At 34.4% G+C, this 16,855-nt stretch carries 13 protein-coding genes; 12 read left to right on the top strand and 1 reads right to left on the bottom strand.

What is annotated here, in order from left to right; genetic code table 11:
* Positions 1 to 15: 15 nt before the first annotated feature.
* The 12 genes from BGO84_RS18070 to BGO84_RS18015 all read left to right on the top strand — a co-directional run bounded on the left by BGO84_RS18070 (position 16) and on the right by BGO84_RS18015 (position 14,597).
* Positions 16 to 1,653 (top strand): WG repeat-containing protein, encoded by a 1,638-nt coding sequence (locus BGO84_RS18070; RefSeq protein WP_291031260.1) that lies wholly within the window; start codon positions 16 to 18, stop codon positions 1,651 to 1,653.
* Between the two features lie 6 nt (positions 1,654 to 1,659).
* Positions 1,660 to 3,324: a tetratricopeptide repeat protein gene (locus BGO84_RS18065; RefSeq protein WP_291031258.1), complete on the top strand. Its 1,665-nt coding sequence runs from the start codon at positions 1,660 to 1,662 to the stop codon at positions 3,322 to 3,324.
* Positions 3,321 to 4,376 (top strand): tetratricopeptide repeat protein, encoded by a 1,056-nt coding sequence (locus BGO84_RS18060; RefSeq protein ID WP_291031256.1) that lies wholly within the window; start codon positions 3,321 to 3,323, stop codon positions 4,374 to 4,376. Before BGO84_RS18065 ends, BGO84_RS18060 begins: the two co-directional genes overlap by 4 nt.
* A gap of 89 nt (positions 4,377 to 4,465) precedes the next feature.
* Positions 4,466 to 5,722: an SPFH domain-containing protein gene (locus BGO84_RS18055; protein ID WP_291031254.1), complete on the top strand. Its 1,257-nt coding sequence runs from the start codon at positions 4,466 to 4,468 to the stop codon at positions 5,720 to 5,722.
* A gap of 12 nt (positions 5,723 to 5,734) precedes the next feature.
* Positions 5,735 to 6,445: a hypothetical protein gene (locus BGO84_RS18050; protein ID WP_291031252.1), complete on the top strand. Its 711-nt coding sequence runs from the start codon at positions 5,735 to 5,737 to the stop codon at positions 6,443 to 6,445.
* A 12-nt stretch (positions 6,446 to 6,457) separates the two neighbouring features.
* A complete protein-coding gene (locus tag BGO84_RS18045) occupies positions 6,458 to 8,662 on the top strand; it encodes a hypothetical protein (RefSeq protein ID WP_291031250.1) in 2,205 nt (734 codons plus the stop codon).
* A 12-nt stretch (positions 8,663 to 8,674) separates the two neighbouring features.
* Complete coding sequence (locus BGO84_RS18040; protein WP_291031248.1) at positions 8,675 to 9,589, top strand: hypothetical protein; 915 nt, start codon at positions 8,675 to 8,677, stop codon at positions 9,587 to 9,589.
* An 8-nt stretch (positions 9,590 to 9,597) separates the two neighbouring features.
* Entirely contained in the window at positions 9,598 to 10,626 is a 1,029-nt protein-coding gene (locus BGO84_RS18035) for a hypothetical protein (protein WP_291031246.1), read from the top strand.
* A 21-nt stretch (positions 10,627 to 10,647) separates the two neighbouring features.
* Complete coding sequence (locus BGO84_RS18030) at positions 10,648 to 11,619, top strand: hypothetical protein (protein ID WP_291031244.1); 972 nt, start codon at positions 10,648 to 10,650, stop codon at positions 11,617 to 11,619.
* Between the two features lie 4 nt (positions 11,620 to 11,623).
* Positions 11,624 to 12,880, top strand: coding sequence for a TonB family protein (locus BGO84_RS18025; protein ID WP_291031241.1), 1,257 nt, complete (start codon positions 11,624 to 11,626; stop codon positions 12,878 to 12,880).
* 493 nt (positions 12,881 to 13,373) lie between these two features.
* Positions 13,374 to 13,754, top strand: coding sequence for a hypothetical protein (locus tag BGO84_RS18020; protein ID WP_291031239.1), 381 nt, complete (start codon positions 13,374 to 13,376; stop codon positions 13,752 to 13,754).
* A gap of 330 nt (positions 13,755 to 14,084) precedes the next feature.
* Positions 14,085 to 14,597, top strand: a complete 513-nt coding sequence (locus BGO84_RS18015; RefSeq protein WP_291031237.1) for a hypothetical protein — start codon at positions 14,085 to 14,087, stop codon at positions 14,595 to 14,597.
* A gap of 996 nt (positions 14,598 to 15,593) precedes the next feature.
* Here BGO84_RS18015 and BGO84_RS18010 read toward each other — a convergent pair.
* On the bottom strand, positions 15,594 to 16,808 hold the full coding sequence (locus BGO84_RS18010; protein WP_291031235.1) for a phage integrase SAM-like domain-containing protein: 1,215 nt from the start codon (positions 16,806 to 16,808) through the stop codon (positions 15,594 to 15,596).
* Positions 16,809 to 16,855 lie beyond the last annotated feature (47 nt).

The raw sequence follows: 16,855 nt of genomic DNA, 5'->3' as shown, positions 1-16,855 counted from the left end.
CAATAATTAAAAAAGATGAAACATATTAATTTATTGATTATCATATTGGCGACAAGTCTGTTTTGCTCTTGCCGACAGGAAAAGAAGGCCGATAATAATCTTATCCCAGTGAAAACAAATCAGGATGGATGGATCTTTATAAATCAGAAAGGAGAAACAGTTATAAAACCTGTACAGAAAATACATAAAGCCTCATTTTTCTACGACGGCATTTCACTTATCGAAATCGCAGATGAGATGTCGCAAACACTATCCTCTCCACTCACCTTTCTTAATATAAACGGTGAACTCATTAATAATAAAAAATACAAATACGCAACAATTTTTAATGATGGAATTGCTTGGGTCGTGGAAGAAAATGGATACCCTTCAGCTATCAATAAGAAAGGTGAAACTCTGTTTTCCTTGAAAAATAGTAAAAAAACAAAAGTCTTTTCAGAGGGACTTGCTCCTGTTTGTTTTAAAGAAGATGACATTGAGACTTGGGGCTATCTAAATAATAAAGGAGAAATGGTTATTTCGCCAATATTCGTTGCTTGCGACCAGTTTAGCGAAGGGTTGGCTTCGGCAACAATTGATGAAAAAGTAGGATATGGGTATATCGACAAAAAAGGCGAGTTTGTTATCCAACCTCAATTTTCAGTTACCTATATGTTTAATGGCGATGGATTAGCTGTAGTTGCAATAGGAGACTATGATAGAAAATACGGAGTAATAGACAAAAGTGGAAAATATGTTATTTCACCTCAGTATGACCGGATTGTACCCGACGGAGATCTGTTCATTGTAGAAGATTCCGGAGTATACGGTTGGCTGGACTCTCAAGGGAAAACTGTGATTAATCCTCAACTCAAAGGCTTGGGGCCTTTCAATGGATCTAATGTCGCTCCAGCATCTATTGATGGGTCTAAATTCGGATTAATTGACAAAAAAGGCACATATATCCTTAATCCTCAATATGGAAGTATATGTTCATTTATAGGCAACATAGCCCCTTTTTTAATGAGTGGAAAATACGGATTTATAGATAAAGAAGGAAAGATTGTTATTAATCCTCAATATACCGATATTGCCATCGATTACATGATGTGGGCTGTGGGATACGACTACACAAAACTATTATCTGTCGAAACCGACTATTGTGATATAGAATCTATTTGCAAAAATTTTGTAATCAATTCTAATAAAGGTACATTCAGAGGAATAGGAAATAATACAGTTTTTGCCAGTATTAAAAACCAATACAATAATTTATCCTATAATTCTGCAACTTCACGGAAATTCGATGATCCAATAGATTTGGGTAATGGAGTTTCTATAAAAAATATCGTTTTTGGATTTTCAACAGAATTATCAAAATCCTCTTACAATTATTATGAAGGAAAATATGAGACAATAGAGGCTAACGATGCTGATATAGAATCAATAGGTTATACTTTAACTATAGACCAATATTCGCGGGCAAAAAATAAAGGAAAGAGTATAGCCAAAGAAATTGCCAAAGCCATAAAGAATACATGTGGTATGACAATCCAAACAGAAGAAAATAAAGGTAGAGAACAAGTCGAGATAAGCCTAGAATCATCAGACATGGATGTTTCGATTACTGGCAATGAATCAAGAATAGCAATTATAGTATCATTTGATAAATAAAAAATAATGAGAATCTTAATAATCACAATACTTACAATGTTTACTCTATCTGCAAGTATATATGGACAGAGAAGGTCTATAAAAGACATAAAAAGTATAGAGGTGACTCAGCCTGAAGCAAAGAGAACACAAGGTTGTGACCAAGCTCTCCAGATCATCAAAATTACAATTGATACCGAATATACAAGAATTGATTTCGTATACAGGCCAGACAATCCGTATGGAGTTAATATTCCTCGACAGCCACATCTGTATCTGCAGATAAAAGCTGATGATGGGAATATATATAAAGCATTGCAAACCGGAGGTATGAAAAATTATGGCAATAATGTAAAACCCGATAAACCGGAATGGTTTTCGGTTATTTTCGAAAAAATGCCTTTTGATATAATTGCTTTCGACTTAGTAGAAGGAAAACCGATAGAAGGTGTATACAAGCTTCCTAAATGGAATTTTTATGATGTAAGGATAAAAACAGAAAAACAAATACGCGCCGAAATTAATCAACTAGAAAAAAAGGCTGAGAAAGGTGACGCAGACGCCGCATTTGAACTAGGACAGAAATATGAAATAGGAAAAGAAGTTGCACAAAATATAGACCAGGCTAATCAATATTATTTGAGAAGTGCTCAAAATGGGAATGTAGAAGCCAAAGAAAAAGTAGCATTCGCTTATTTTACAAGCGAATCAAGGACTATTACTACTCTAGAGTTAGCTACCTCTTATTTAATAGATGCTGCTAAAAACGGATCGGGTTCAGCTCAGGCTTACCTCGGAGGTTTATATGAAATAGGAGCTTCCTTGGAAAAGAATTTGGAGGAATCCGCAAAATGGTATGAGGCATCTGCCTATAGCGGAAATTCCTATGGTCAATTTTGGCTTGCACAAAAAAGCAAAAAAAACGGAGATTATGCATCTGCCGCACAATGGTATGGAAAGGCAATAGCACAAGAAGATTATATAACTCCATACGCTCAAAATTCACTAGGCGAATTATATTACTTTGGACGAGGTGTAGAACAAAGTTATGAAACTGCATTTCTATGGTTTCAGAAATCGGCGAACAATGGTCATTTAAACGGGAAAAGCAGTTTAGCTCATATGTATGAATATGGCTATGGAACCTCTCAAGACAACGAAACTGCCGTTGATTTGTATGAAGACATAATCGCGACTGTCGATAATGATGATTTGAAAAGTAGCTCATTGAATGCGCTGGGTAATATTTACTCACGAGAAAATAGTTTCTACAACTTGGAAAAGGCTGTAAATTATTATCAAAAAGCAATAACATTAAATAGTAATATATATTCTATGTATTCTATAGGTAAAATGTATAACGACGGTAAAGGTGTCCTTAAAAATCCGGCTAAAGCCAAAGAATATTTAGAGCAGAGTGCGCAGAGTGGATATAATGCAGCACAATATGAATTAGGCTTACTATATAAGGCGAGTAAAGACTTACAATCTGCACTCAAATGGTTTGAGAGAAGTGCTGAGAATGATTATGCTGCAGCTCAATACGAATTGGGTCTCATGTACTTTTATGGAAAAGGTGTTGCCAAAAATAATGGAACAGCAGCCCAATGGATCGAGAAGGCATATAATGCCGGAAACGAGGATGCAAAAAAGGTATGGAATGGATTAGAACTTTGGAAATATAAACAATGAAAAAGATAATTCTTGTTATAATTCTTTTTTTTATCGGGGTTATAACAACACTGAATGCTCAAAATATTATTTACAGTCCATCAATATCATCACGAACTGATAGTCGGACTACAATTAATTCAATTGAGCTAAATGATAAAAATAAAGAAATAATTATAAATATTATTTTCTCAAATAACTCTTCAACCTCAACTGGAATATGGATGGATTATAGAAAAGTTGAGCTAATGCAAGATGGGATATCTGTTGCCTGTAAAAGAATAGAAGGATTATCTCAACGAAGAATAATCATCGAAGGAGGAGATCAAAAACCACTTGCTCTAATTTTTGATGCATCATTATTTAAAGAAGACTCAACATTTGATATTATTGAGAGGGAAGCCAATGGTTGGACATTCCGTGGAATTCAAGGAATAAGATTTAATTCAGGTCGAATTGGCGAAGTTCGACGGGAAGTCGAACTTGGCGACAAATATGCATTGAATAAACTAGGTATGATGTATTACAATGGAGACGGAGTTCCTTTGGATTACGATAAAGCTTTAGAGTTATTTAAGAAAGCCGCTGAAAAGGGACTACCTGTTGCATATTCAAATGCCGGCACATCATATCTTTGGGGAGTAGGAACCGATATAAATGCCGAAAAAGCACGGCAATGGTTCGAAGCAGGAAGTAAGCTTGGAGATTCAAGTTCTCAATATTATTTAGCCACGATGTATAAAAATGGAAATGGTGTTTTGAAGAACCCAATAAAAGCAAAAGATCTATTTCTAAGAAGTGCGAATGCGGGACATATTAATGCTCAATATGAACTAGCATTGATATATAAACAGAATAATCAACTCGTAGAAGCTTTTAACTGGTTAAAAAAATGTGCAGGTGACAATAAAAATGCTCAATACGAATTAGGACTTATGTATTATTATGCAAAAGGCACAAATAAAAATAATCAATTGGCCGCATTTTGGGTTAAAAAAGCTTATGAAAACGGAAACAGTGAGGCGAAAAAAGTATGGGATGGATTAGAATTATGGAAATATGAAAATAAATAGCATATTAAGAAATATATAAAATTGCGTTTTGCTCAAACCCTCTTCTAAAGAAAATCAATTAATAATACAAATAGAAATCATAACTACTTATGGCAATAATAGACGTAGTCAGTTGGTCACCACAAGGAAATAAAACAATTTATGCATATTGCTTTCCAGAAACAAATCTGAGTACTTATACTCAATTGCTTATACAAGAATCACAAGAGGCAGTTTTGTTTTCGAAAGGACAGATTATAGGTAAATTCGGTCCGGGAAAACACACCTTGAGTACAGAGAATTTACCCATTCTGAGGAATTTATTTGGTATCCCTTTCGGAGGTAAAAATCCGTTTATGGCAGAAATATGGTTCGTTAACAAATTACAACCTTACAATATTGATTGGCAAACAGATAGCATGTCTATTCACGATGCGGATTATAATACTCAACTTCCGTTAGTGTCAAAAGGACGGTATGGGTTGAGAGTAAAAGATGCCGAAAAGTTCTTGATAAAAATAGTCGGTACAAAAAATGAATTTACGCAAGACGATCTAACAAATCAGTTTTTTGGAGAATTCTCGATCAAAACCAAATCGACGATCCTCCAGTTTATGCTTAAAAACAAGATAGGATTTAAATCTGTATCGGCGCATCTGGATGAGCTATCTCAATATTTGAAAGGCACAATGTTATCATTCTGGGATAATTTAGGCTTAGACCTGACTCAATTCTACATTACAAGTATTGATATTGATACTTCAAGCGAAACCGGACGGAGGGTAGCGGCTGCCATTTCACAACAGAGTGCGATGTCTATTACCGGGCATACATGGCAGCAAGAGCAGATGTTTGGTGTAGCAAACAATGCTATTGATGGTCTAGGAAATGGGGGGCTTATCGGAGGTTTGATGGCTATGAATATGATGGGTGGAATGGGAGGTGCTGCAGGTGGCGGAATGATGAATCCACAATACAGCCAACCCTCTTTCGGCGGTAATAATAGACAGGAAACCCAAGGACAAACAACACAATCCACAAAGCAAGTGCGAGAGGTCTATTGTTCCAATTGTTCCCGTAAATTCCCCAACACATATGGTTTCTGTCCGCATTGTGGCGATACTTACAATCCTTGCCCCAAGTGTGGAACCGATAATGATAAAAATGCAAAACGCTGCGTAAGTTGCGGTACACCTCTACAGTGCGAATATATTTTGTGTCCTAATTGTAATGCTCCATTAGTTCCCGGTAGCACTTTTTGTGGAAATTGCGGGAAACAAGTACAGTCAGATGACAGTTGCGCCCGTTGTGGATCTGCATTAGCTCCAAATGCAAAATTTTGTCCCAGATGTGGAAATAAACGATAAATATAAAGAGCTATGGAGACAAAAAAAACAATATCATGGCTTTCTCTTTTATTGGGAGAAACATTGATTATAACTGCTTTTATCTTATTCAGAGGCAAGCAGACAGATAATATTCTTGCACTGAATATTGTTGTTTCTACAATTATTTATGGGCTGTTTTTTGTTGATATTCTCATTCCGTTAGTCGATTATAACGACAAATCAAGCAAAGCAATCGGATCTATTGGTGTTCGCTGGCTAGCTACGTGGCTATATGCGATTATAGCAGTTGCGGCAATGATTATAAGTAATATTGCTTTAGATGTAGTTTTCTCTACACAACTCATTATCCATGGCATACTGTTCTTCTTATTGTTGCTTGGCTTTGTTGCTGCGCTCCATTCGTCCGATAAAGTAAACGAAGTTTATGCGCAAGAGACAGCTAATAGTAATGGAATCAATGAAATGAAATCGGTTATGCAAGGTTTGAAATACAAAATGAGTAATAATTTAGAACTGCCGGACTACTTTATAAATCGTATTAACGAACTCGAAAAAAATCTAAGATTTGTTTCACCATCTAACAAGCAGGAAGCCAATAATCTGGAAATTTCATTCATAGATACATTGAATAACATTAGCATCGAAATTTACGATTTTGCCATGAATGAAGAATCCATAAAAAAGAATCTCCAAAAATGTGAATGGATCTATCAACGCAGGAAAAATATTTATTCAAAATAAAATAATAAGGATATGACAGGTAAAATTTTCCCCGAATCGAATAATATTTATCAAGACCTAGCAAAAATATTATTCAAATACTATCGCCAAGCTGCCGAAAAGATAGTGCAAGAAGAGGAGCGTATCGAAAAAGAAATTGCTATTCTCGAAGAAGAAAAAAGTTTTAAAGACCAAGAACTTTCGAAAACAATTTATTGGTTGTTTACTATCATTCTTTTCTTCGTTTACTTCATTAAGAAAAACCAGATTACGAAAGAAATTGATGATTTAGATAGTCGGATTAATGAATTTAGGAAACAACACTCCGAAATATTTCGCGACTATAAAGTAAGCAAACTGGGCGTAGCATATGTCCCCGTTGCCGACCAGATAAAGTACGAAGACAAAAGTTTTATCATTGATTATACCGGTAAAGTTAATGAGTCGGAGATCACTTTGCAACTCTCACGCCAGAATGATTTGCTGGTTGAAACGATTGCCGATCTGGAGCAGTTATCCTCAGAAGCCCCGATCGTAGAAACCTCTAAAAATACAGAAACGATTGATACGGATGACTATTCTACGTCTATTCAGCAAATAAATCAACATGATTATTTTGGAAAATTAGAACGTTCCCTGCGAACAATTTCCTATTGCATGGATGATCTGGACACTACTTCGGTGTCGTTGCCATTGGTAGCCGATAAGAGTGATTATCTACAATTATTGAACGAATATGCAACCTCTGATATTCCTGATAATGCTCCCATTGTCGAAGTTTTTGATAAGGGAAAATATGCTGGTAGTATCTCCAAGTTTCAAGAATTAAACAAATTGAAAGATGCGTTATCGAACAAAACTTCTCAGTTTGAAGATGTATTGAAAGGGCTGATGATGACAATGGCTAATTCGGTACAGGCAATTTCGTCTCTGAAAATAGCATCCACAGATAAGGTAGTATTTGAATCAAATAAGGTGCTTTATCAGATTCTGAAATCACCGTACAATCATTATTCTCCGGCACTTGAATTCTCTGAAATTGAAAGAATCCGCAACGAAAAATTTGATTACAGCGAATCGGTACAAGGATATGAACCATTCCAACTAAAGCCGAGTTCAAGGGTTAAATACAATTTGCTTTCGGACATGTGGACAGCCGAAGATGGCAGCACTACTAATTTTCCGTTTGGTGTTCATCAAATTTATGAAGAGATAGTTGCTCCTGTTGTTCAAAACCTAATGCAGGAAAATCGAATTGAACGGTTGAAAATATATAACCATATCAAAGACCAAAAAATTGATTACCTAAACAAATGGCATCAAGAGACAGATAATTTTTATCTTGCAAACCGTGCTGAGAGTGCGGATATAATCAATCTGATGCGAGAAAGCCTACGGGAATATGTGGCTGCATACAATACGTTAGTTTCCTATCAAAAAACGGAGGAAAATATGGAGAAATCAGGCGGTTCACTAGATTCGGCTGTGATTGATGTTATTGATAATTCGAAAGAAACGCTTGCTGCTTTTGAAATACAATCCAAACAGTTCAAGACAGTTCAAGATGATTTTGAAGATTATATGGTACGTTTGAAAGATGATATAGATATTAAGGCTAAGCGGTTTGGACATATCGAATATTACGACGCTAAACTTCGTGATGGACATTCCAGCGAAATTGCCGTTGCAGCAAACGAAGTGCGTGATTTGGACGACCGTAGGAAACCATTAGCTTCAGTTAACGCTTTATTTGCTAAAATATCCGAATTACCTCCTGTACCTCAGGTTGAAGATATCATTTTTGAGCATATATCGCTCAACTTACCCAATATAGCAAAAAGTGCATTACAAGAGTTAGGAGGAGTTCCGATTAAGGAGGAGCCTCAAAATAAAGAAAATAAAGATCATGCTTCCGAAGATAATCATTATACTTCTGAAGAAAAGTCTAATACAGCTTGCTATGAAGAAGTTGTTACAAAAAAACTTGAAATAGAAGAGGTGATCGATAACCAACATCATATGAATACTGAGCATAGTGTGGGAGAAAAAGGTAATTCGGAAATAGAACTCGAAGACAGGGCCCTACATATTTATAGCGAAGAAGAATTAACAGCATTGCCCGATGAAAGATTAAAAGAAATATGTAAAAAAATGGGAATAGAGTATAATGACACCGATTTTGATAAAGACTACTTTATTTCAGAAATTCTTTATGTTCAAGGCAATAATAACGAATAAGAGAGAACAATTATGGCAAGTATAGATTGTGTATTAGATACGACTCCGATGGCACAAGAGATTGGTAGTGTTTCCAATCATGTGAAAGCGACTACGACCGCTGTAGTTGCTATGCAAACCGCAGTGGTACTAGCTGAGAAAAATGCAGCAGAGCATGTATGTAACAATGTAAACAAAGGATTTCATACGCTTATGCTTTCCCAAATTTCCCAGAAAAGGGCAAAGTGTCAAAGCGATGTTGATTCGCTTTTGATGCTACTTAATCAGCAGCAAAAACAACTTTTAGCGATTAAAGGGCGAATGGAACGAGACTATAATATGCTGTCGAATCGTTACCTGAAACTTTTTAATGGATTGAATACCATTTTAAAACAACGGGTTTTTGAGTTAGATAGACCTGTAATTAATTTTGCTATTCGTGATATTGAAAAAGTATCCAATAGGACAAAATATCTTACAGCAACAGTGCCTCTAACTCAATTGGAATCATTGTCAATAAGCCAAAAAATTCTGGCCTCCAATGTGAAATATCGCGGATTAAATGTCATTGATTCTATGACACGATTTCTTGGAGGAATGCAAGAACAGAAAAAACTTACCGATCGAATTTTGCTCAATAGAAGCAAGAAACCAGAGGATTCAACATTACTGATACCTATTATCATTAGTGAAATGAATTATGATAAATCTGATAATAAAAATATCGAAATTACTTTGAGTAATAGAATATTGAACAGACAATCAGAGACTATTCTAAAAAATGCAGTAATGCCCCATGTCGAAAATTTGCAAGGGCAAAAAAACATGAGCATAAATAAAGATGTACAAAGTGAATTCAGTAAGCTGGTTTCATCTTCCAATATTTCGCAACGGGTAAAAGACCTGACGAATAGTCTGTTTGCTACAAATAATTACCCAAATATCTAAAACTAGTTATGAGTTACAAACGATCATTTCGTAAAACGATTCCTGTACATTATTCGGGTTCCAAAACTGTATCGGTTTCGGAAGGAACACGTTCTGTTACTGTAAACTACAGCGGTACTGTTTATGAAGATGTCAATGTAAATATTGATGTTGACACACGCTCTTTTGATACAGGCGTGGCAAGTTGTAACAACAGTGTAAATCTGCTTACCGGAGCAGTTGTAGCGGCCCAAACGGCTCAGATTGTATCAATTGATCTGAATGCAAAACAAATAGGAAATACAATTGTCGAAGGATTTTTCAAAACCATTCGGACTGAAATAAGTCAACAAATAATGGAATTGTCTCAACAAATAAATTCCAATCTTATGCATTTGCGAGAATTGGCAAAAGCGTGTGAGGCAAAGAAAAAACAAATGGAAGTTGACTATAACAGGAAATCGAATCAATATCTCAAGATTTTTGATGATTTGAATAAAGAACTGGAAAATCGAATTTTTGAGCTAAACAAGCCAGCCTTTATATTCAAAAGGAACAGCGATAACCATACTGCCAGGACATCGGGGAATGACTTGGTAAGTACAGTCGCTGTGTTTGGCAAAGAAGGAGGCGAACTTCAAGCCAAGATAAGCACTTCTATTGCAAAAAAGCGAGCATTGGATACAATTAACCAAGTAAATGTGTATTTATGGAAACAGAAAAAAACAGAAAATGCCATTGCTCAAAGTATGCTGAATTCAAATGTCGCAGCCTCCATATTTGCCCCGGTTTGCTTTTTGGAGACTGTGGACGAAAAAAATCAAATCAACAAAAAAGTGTATCAATCCAGTCTTTTGTCACAAATAAATTCCAATAATATTATCGAAAATATAAAAGCCAAGAGTTGGACTAATATTCCAAAAGAAAGTAAAGAAAGCATTCAGCGCTATTTCAATACCGAAATAAGCAATTCTTTTTCGTCAAATGACTTACGTAATAATAGAGTAAAAGATATGGTTGTAAAGCTTTTGGATTTAAGCTCAACTAAAAATATTTAATCGATAAATATATATTAAAATATGAAAGAATTAAAAGAAATTCGTTTCAACGAAAGCAACATACAACTTAAAGATAATTTAGTACGAAGTGCTATTCTACCAGAGAAAGCTGCCGAGCTCAATCGTTCCATCACTATTCAAGGAAATACTGTTGTAGAAGGTGCTGTTTATGCCCACAAACTGGAAATTCAGAATGGTGATTTAGAAATACAAGGTGCTGTTTTCACCCAACTGGAATTATATGTGAATAGTGAAGCAAAAGGTAATATTACTTTCAAAAAAAGTGTAGGCTCAGCTCATTCTATCGTATCGCGCACTCCAAATTGCAAAATTACTTTTTATTCGGATATTAACGCCAAAAGTGTTACTCTTTACAATGCTTTTGTTGCAGGTAGTATTTATGCCGATGAAATTATTCTTGAGAATAGCATCGTTATTGGTGGCGTTTTTGCAACACAAGAAATAGACCTGACCAATTCCATTATCGGAACATTTAACACACCATCTGCCCGAATTGCACAAACCATTAGTTTACTATTGCCTAGTGCATTTTCGATAGAAAAAATAATTGCAACCGCTGATGCTAAATTATTTAATTTGAGTCTGGCCGATCTGGGAGCTTTGTATAAAGGAATCCCCCAATCCCCTAACTCTGGGAAGATAGAAATGGACATCAATACTGATGAGGTAAAAACTACACTTGTGAACGAAGATATCCAGAAAACCTTACATAGCTATACTGTTATAGGGAAAGTTTTAGCTGCCGATTTGATAGATACGGATAAATTTCAAAATCATTTTTTACTTACCGCAGCAAGCTTAGGTTCGCAATTGCTGAAAACATATGATATGGGAGTTGATAATGATGGTAATCCTGTAGCATTAACATTCGAAAAAATCCAGGATTTCTTTTTCAATATTTTGCTTGGGAAAATAGAAATTCAAAGTATTGATGGCAAATTTGATATTTCAGAGATAACCGGTAGACTTTAGCTAGATGGAAACAAAGAAGTGTGATCATTGCGGCAGAACAGTTTTAGCAAACTCAAAAGTTTGCAAACACTGCGGGCAATCGTTTGTGTGTGAAGATATAGTTTTGGATGAGACTGTTAAAACTGAATCAGAACAATTGCAAACAAGCCAATCGATAGAATCAGAGAAAAACGAAGATACTATCCAGCAAAGCATAGATAATGCTCAACCGCTGGAAGAAATAAGAAAACGCAAAAAATGGTACTTATTAGCGATTGTAGGCATTCTTGTCGTTAGTTTTTCTATTTATTGGATAAGCAGAACACATGGAGAAGAAGTTAGTGCAGTCATAAAAATTGAGGAAGAGTCGGAGTTGAAGAATAATGAGGATGAACCTGAAATGAAAGAGAATATTGAATTTATCGCTCCTGAACTTTCATCTGATAAAGAAGAAAAAAAGGAAGAAAGAAAAGAGGATAATGAAATAAGTTTTACTCTTTCAGCACCTAAGGTTACCGTGAAAGGAGGGCAGATTCAGATTCAATATATTTTAATGAATGATAATGAAGCAACCAATATACAAGTACCTGATAAAATAAGCGGTTTTGAAATTAAGTACGGTCCTTCCGTTAGTCAAAATTACACGAGTAGATTTGTTAATGGAGTAAAAAAGACTGAAGAGTCTATAACACACAGCTATGTTTTAATGGCCACAACTGAAGGGGTATTTAAACTACCTGCTGCAACCATAAAATGTAAGGGGCGTATTTATACTTCGAATACAGCTCTGATAAAAGTATTGCCATCTAATGACGGTACTTCATCCAAGAATCATTCATCTTCAAACTCCAAGTATATTAAAATTACTCCTAACGATGTAATGCAAAACTATGAGACTGCTATTGATATAAAAGAATTATCAGATAATAAAAAAACTGAAATACAGTTGAATGATAAGAGAATATATAATGAAGTTGAAGTAATGCCAAGTTTTCCTGGAGGAGAAAGTGCATTAAGCCAATTTATTTCAGCAAACTTAAGATATCCAGTTGTTGCTCAGGAATCAGGAATACAAGGACGTGCGATTATTCGCTTCGTTGTAACTAGGACAGGGTCAACTTCAGATGTAATAGTTGTCCGAGGCTTTGATCCATCTTGTGATAAAGAAGCCGTAAGAGTAGTAAAGGCTATGCCTAAATGGAATCCTGGTATACAGGATGGAAATCCTGTAGATGTTTATTTTACGCTGCCAATTAGTTTTACACTGACTAGAAATTATTGATTATTCAGTAATAATTCTAAATTGGTTGTTCTATAATATTTGATACAAATTTATAATAGAGTTTATATTGAATATGTGATTAAAGTTTATGAGTACAATAATTCTCTAAACGCACTTGTTATGTCATGGGGACAACAAGTGAAGATATATAGCTATAGTGTAGTAAAAAATATTGGTGCGGTAAGGCAGAGTAGGTAACAAGCAAGGTTGACAAACGATTCTAAGGACGGTTAGAAAGCTATGCCCAATATGGGAAAACAAAATATTATGAAGACTTAATAAATAATTATGAAAGAATATTAATTAAAGAAATGGAGTATTTTAAAACTTGATTAAATAATAAGGAAAAGAGTTCGTGTTATTTTTTCTCAAAACTTCAGTAGACAAAATATAACAGCAACCAATGCTTTTGATAAAGATTTGAAAGAAGTCTTAGGTGAAGGCGATTGGTAAATAATTAGACATAATTAAGAGATTATATAAAATTGTATTTATGAAGAACTTATTAATTATATTTTTGTTAGTAGCGTTTGTAGGATGCCACAAAAATAATCCAGAAGATTTGCTCGGAGAGTGGAAAGAAATCGAAGAAATAGAGGGTAGTCCAGGGTGTTATAGATATTGCATTTTTACCCCCGGAATTTATCACATGTCTATGATTTACGAGAATAATAAGATTAAACGACCTGATCAATTTAAGATTGATATCAATGAGACACAATTTGAGATATATGCATGGTATAATGAAATTAAAGATGTATGGGTTGATGGAAAGAGAAGTAAGTATGATATATTCAAATACAAAATAACTCATAAGGGTGAAAACGTATTTCTCGATTTTGGAGGAAATACTTACAAAAAAATAAACAGATGACTTATATATACAGATTTATACAGCTTATAGATCTATATAATCGGTGTTATCAAAAGTAAAAGACGAGACAACGACCTTACTGACAAAAAAAAATATGAGAATACGGTATAACATATAGTATATTCCTGATATATTCTGGAAAGACAATCCTATTTATTTTATTAAGACGTTTATCAGATGAATGGAAACCTATATGGTAATATATTAAAAAACCACTCTTAGTATTCTATTTTAATTTTTATAGAGGACACATGTCTTTTAATATCGAATCAATAATATGATTAATTAACGAAAGCATATTAGTACAATTTACGTATAAAAATTTAAACTATGGAAATTACAGTTTGGGGTATTCTTAAAATTATACTAGGTATATGGCTTGCTATTGGTACTTTTCGCTTCTGTCTTAGTACTGTTGGTATGATATGGGGTAATATTATGTTTGGTGTTGTAGGTTTTATTTTGGGAGGTGTGATTGCTTTTCTCTCAAAGAAGTTCCTAATCTCATTTCTGCCAGTTTGGTATATCACAATTCCAATCGGGATGGCAATAGGAGTCTCTATAGACAATATTATAAGACTAGGTTTTGTGGAATATATAAAGACTAATTTATTAGGACTAGGCGAGGCTTTTTTAGACTCTTTCTTCTTTATTCATAGCAGTAGTTCGACTTCTTCTTCAAGAAATGTTAAAGAATCGGATAATCTCTATGAAAGAACAAGTAATTTTTATTCGGGACGTACCTGTTCTTCATGTAGCAGTTGGGATAATAATAGTTGTAGATGCACTTATCATGGTGGTTTCCGTTCTTCGACTAGTTTATCTTGTGATGACTATAGATGACTCTTTACGTAATTTGTAAAAAATGATAATAACTATCTTTTTCCCCACAAGACAAAGCAAGAATGACTAATGATTTTATGGTACTGTTAGCTAAAGAATATATGCAGGAGATGGGTATTAAAATCCCCGATATATTATTGTTAGACATCATAATACCGAGCATGAGCATTTGCATATTGTCTATAATTACATCAATAACAACTTAAAACGAATCTCAGTCAACAACCATTACAAGCGAAAGGAAGTTAAAGAATAAAATCACCTGACTTATGGTAAAGGTAAAGACAGGGTGAAACTCAAGAAACTAAATGTTCCAATAAGGTAAAGTATTATATCTATGATGCGATAAAAGTTGTTTTACCCAACTGTAATAATCTCGTCGACTTACCGTTCGGAATTAATCTAGAATATAAATACAAACCGACAACCAACCTGATTGAGAGAGTATCGTTCCGGTATAAGATTATCACTTTCAAAGGTTCACAGATTGATCGGAAGTTTAGCTTTGGTAACCTCAAAAAAGAGTTTCTAAAGAATATTAAATTATTACAGGAACAGGCAAAGAAAGATCAAATACAAGTTCCAAACAAAAAACAACAAATGCTAAGAGCGCCGAAAATCCCAATTATTAGTGGCATTGAACTGACAGCTGGCCAATGGCAAACACTGAAAAATGGAGGTTTTATGTATCTAGAAAATAGGATAAACAATGATACAAAAACTCAGTTTTCATCTTATGTATTCTTCAATGAAGAAAAGAACCAAGTTTTTTTGTAGAGATAATCCGGACGGGGTTGTCTAATATGGCAAGTATGATAGACCAGAGAATATTTTATAAAAAACAGCAGCCAGTGTTGATAAGAGTTGGTCATATAGTGATATTTATTTACCTTTACATTTATAAGTCGCTCTTTGAGTATTGCAGAATAGTAAAGCGAATCTACGAAGTCCGCTCGTTTCTAAATCGTTACCTATTGAAAGAGGAAGACTGTTTAATCAATTGATTAGTAGTTGATAAGAGTTTTTATTGTGTCTTGAGCAATATGTGCTTACATTTTCAGGAAGATGCTTTTCTTCGGGTAAATTATCATTTATAGACTTGATAAGTTTTTTAATATTACTATTAACAACATAAGTAATATTCTTTGTCAGTCTTATTTCATCAGCATATGACTCATCACCTTTCAGAAATGAAAAGACATAACTCTCTTTATTCATATTATTACCCCACTCTTCAATAATTTCTTTCATTTTTGGAAATAAAGGAAAAGATATATACAGATCCTCCGTAGCGGTACTCTTTGTCTTCTCTCTAATAAACGTAAACTCATTTGTCTTTCTGCTATAGTCAGACCATTTTAAACGAATAAGGTCGGCAAAATTCATTCCATTAGCCCAGAAAGAAAATAAAAATAAATCTCTTGACATTTTACGATTCCTTTCTTTTATAGAAACATTTGCTATTATTTTAATATCATCCAATGTCAATGCTATTTTTCTGCTACCTGTTTTTTTTATGGTATATGATTTTTGAGAGCCTTTTTTAAAACAATAATCACTCGGTCTTATTGTACCATCACTTAAAGCAATATTGCAAATTGTCCGCATGGCACGCATACGCATAGCAATAGTTGTTTTCGTATATCCATGTTCTAATGCTTCTTTCTCAAATCGTTGCATTTGTTCAGCAGTAATATCGTGAAAAGTTAATTCTAGAATATCTTTACTACATTTCTGCATTTCTTTTCGTTTACACCACTTACCACATTTGAAACAAACGAAAGCATTTAAAGCACCCTGATAAAACTCAGCAGTATTTAGTTTGTCTGCATCAATTAGTTTCTGAATCTTATGTTTAAAAGCTGTATTAACACTCTGTTTATCTCCTCTACCTAACAATGTTTCTAATCTGTCGAAGCTAAAGGCATTAAATTCGCAGAGCTGTTTAACTGCATTAAATATTACTTGTGATGACGCTTCTATACTTCGCCTAGCCTCTACAAGCTTAGATTCTCTAGCTTTAGGTAACCGTTGCCAGTCTTGAATAGTCATAGCTATTCCTGTAGGGTAATATTTTTGCTTTTTCACCAAAGTAACCCTAGTTCTGACAAAATACAACCCATCATAATTGGCTCTTCTTGTATCTAAAAAGCTTGCAATTTTTACATTGTCTTTTTGTTTTTGGTTAATGGTTTCTATTTTTTCTTTCATATGGTTGTGTCTATTAATGTACATACTAACTATCCCTTAATAGCATT

Origin of the sequence: Dysgonomonas sp. 37-18 (assembly GCF_001899125.1) — a bacterium.
Classification (GTDB): Bacteria; Bacteroidota; Bacteroidia; order Bacteroidales; family Dysgonomonadaceae; genus Dysgonomonas.
The sequence above is the reverse complement of the archived record's forward strand: the minus strand, read 5'-3'. Positions and strand labels throughout refer to the sequence as shown.

Excerpts from the sequence above, each read along its gene's own strand:
- BGO84_RS18060 (WP_291031256.1), top strand. The coding sequence starts at position 3,321 with ATGAAAAAGATAATTCTTGTTATAATTCTTTTTTTTATCGGGGTTATA.
- BGO84_RS18010 (WP_291031235.1), bottom strand. The coding sequence starts at position 16,808 with ATGAAAGAAAAAATAGAAACCATTAACCAAAAACAAAAAGACAATGTA.
- BGO84_RS18025 (WP_291031241.1), top strand. The coding sequence starts at position 11,624 with ATGGAAACAAAGAAGTGTGATCATTGCGGCAGAACAGTTTTAGCAAAC.
- BGO84_RS18030 (WP_291031244.1), top strand. The coding sequence starts at position 10,648 with ATGAAAGAATTAAAAGAAATTCGTTTCAACGAAAGCAACATACAACTT.
- BGO84_RS18070 (WP_291031260.1), top strand. The coding sequence starts at position 16 with ATGAAACATATTAATTTATTGATTATCATATTGGCGACAAGTCTGTTT.
- BGO84_RS18020 (WP_291031239.1), top strand. The coding sequence starts at position 13,374 with ATGAAGAACTTATTAATTATATTTTTGTTAGTAGCGTTTGTAGGATGC.
- BGO84_RS18035 (WP_291031246.1), top strand. The coding sequence starts at position 9,598 with ATGAGTTACAAACGATCATTTCGTAAAACGATTCCTGTACATTATTCG.
- BGO84_RS18045 (WP_291031250.1), top strand. The coding sequence starts at position 6,458 with ATGACAGGTAAAATTTTCCCCGAATCGAATAATATTTATCAAGACCTA.
- BGO84_RS18040 (WP_291031248.1), top strand. The coding sequence starts at position 8,675 with ATGGCAAGTATAGATTGTGTATTAGATACGACTCCGATGGCACAAGAG.
- BGO84_RS18050 (WP_291031252.1), top strand. The coding sequence starts at position 5,735 with ATGGAGACAAAAAAAACAATATCATGGCTTTCTCTTTTATTGGGAGAA.
- BGO84_RS18055 (WP_291031254.1), top strand. The coding sequence starts at position 4,466 with ATGGCAATAATAGACGTAGTCAGTTGGTCACCACAAGGAAATAAAACA.
- BGO84_RS18065 (WP_291031258.1), top strand. The coding sequence starts at position 1,660 with ATGAGAATCTTAATAATCACAATACTTACAATGTTTACTCTATCTGCA.
- BGO84_RS18015 (WP_291031237.1), top strand. The coding sequence starts at position 14,085 with ATGGAAATTACAGTTTGGGGTATTCTTAAAATTATACTAGGTATATGG.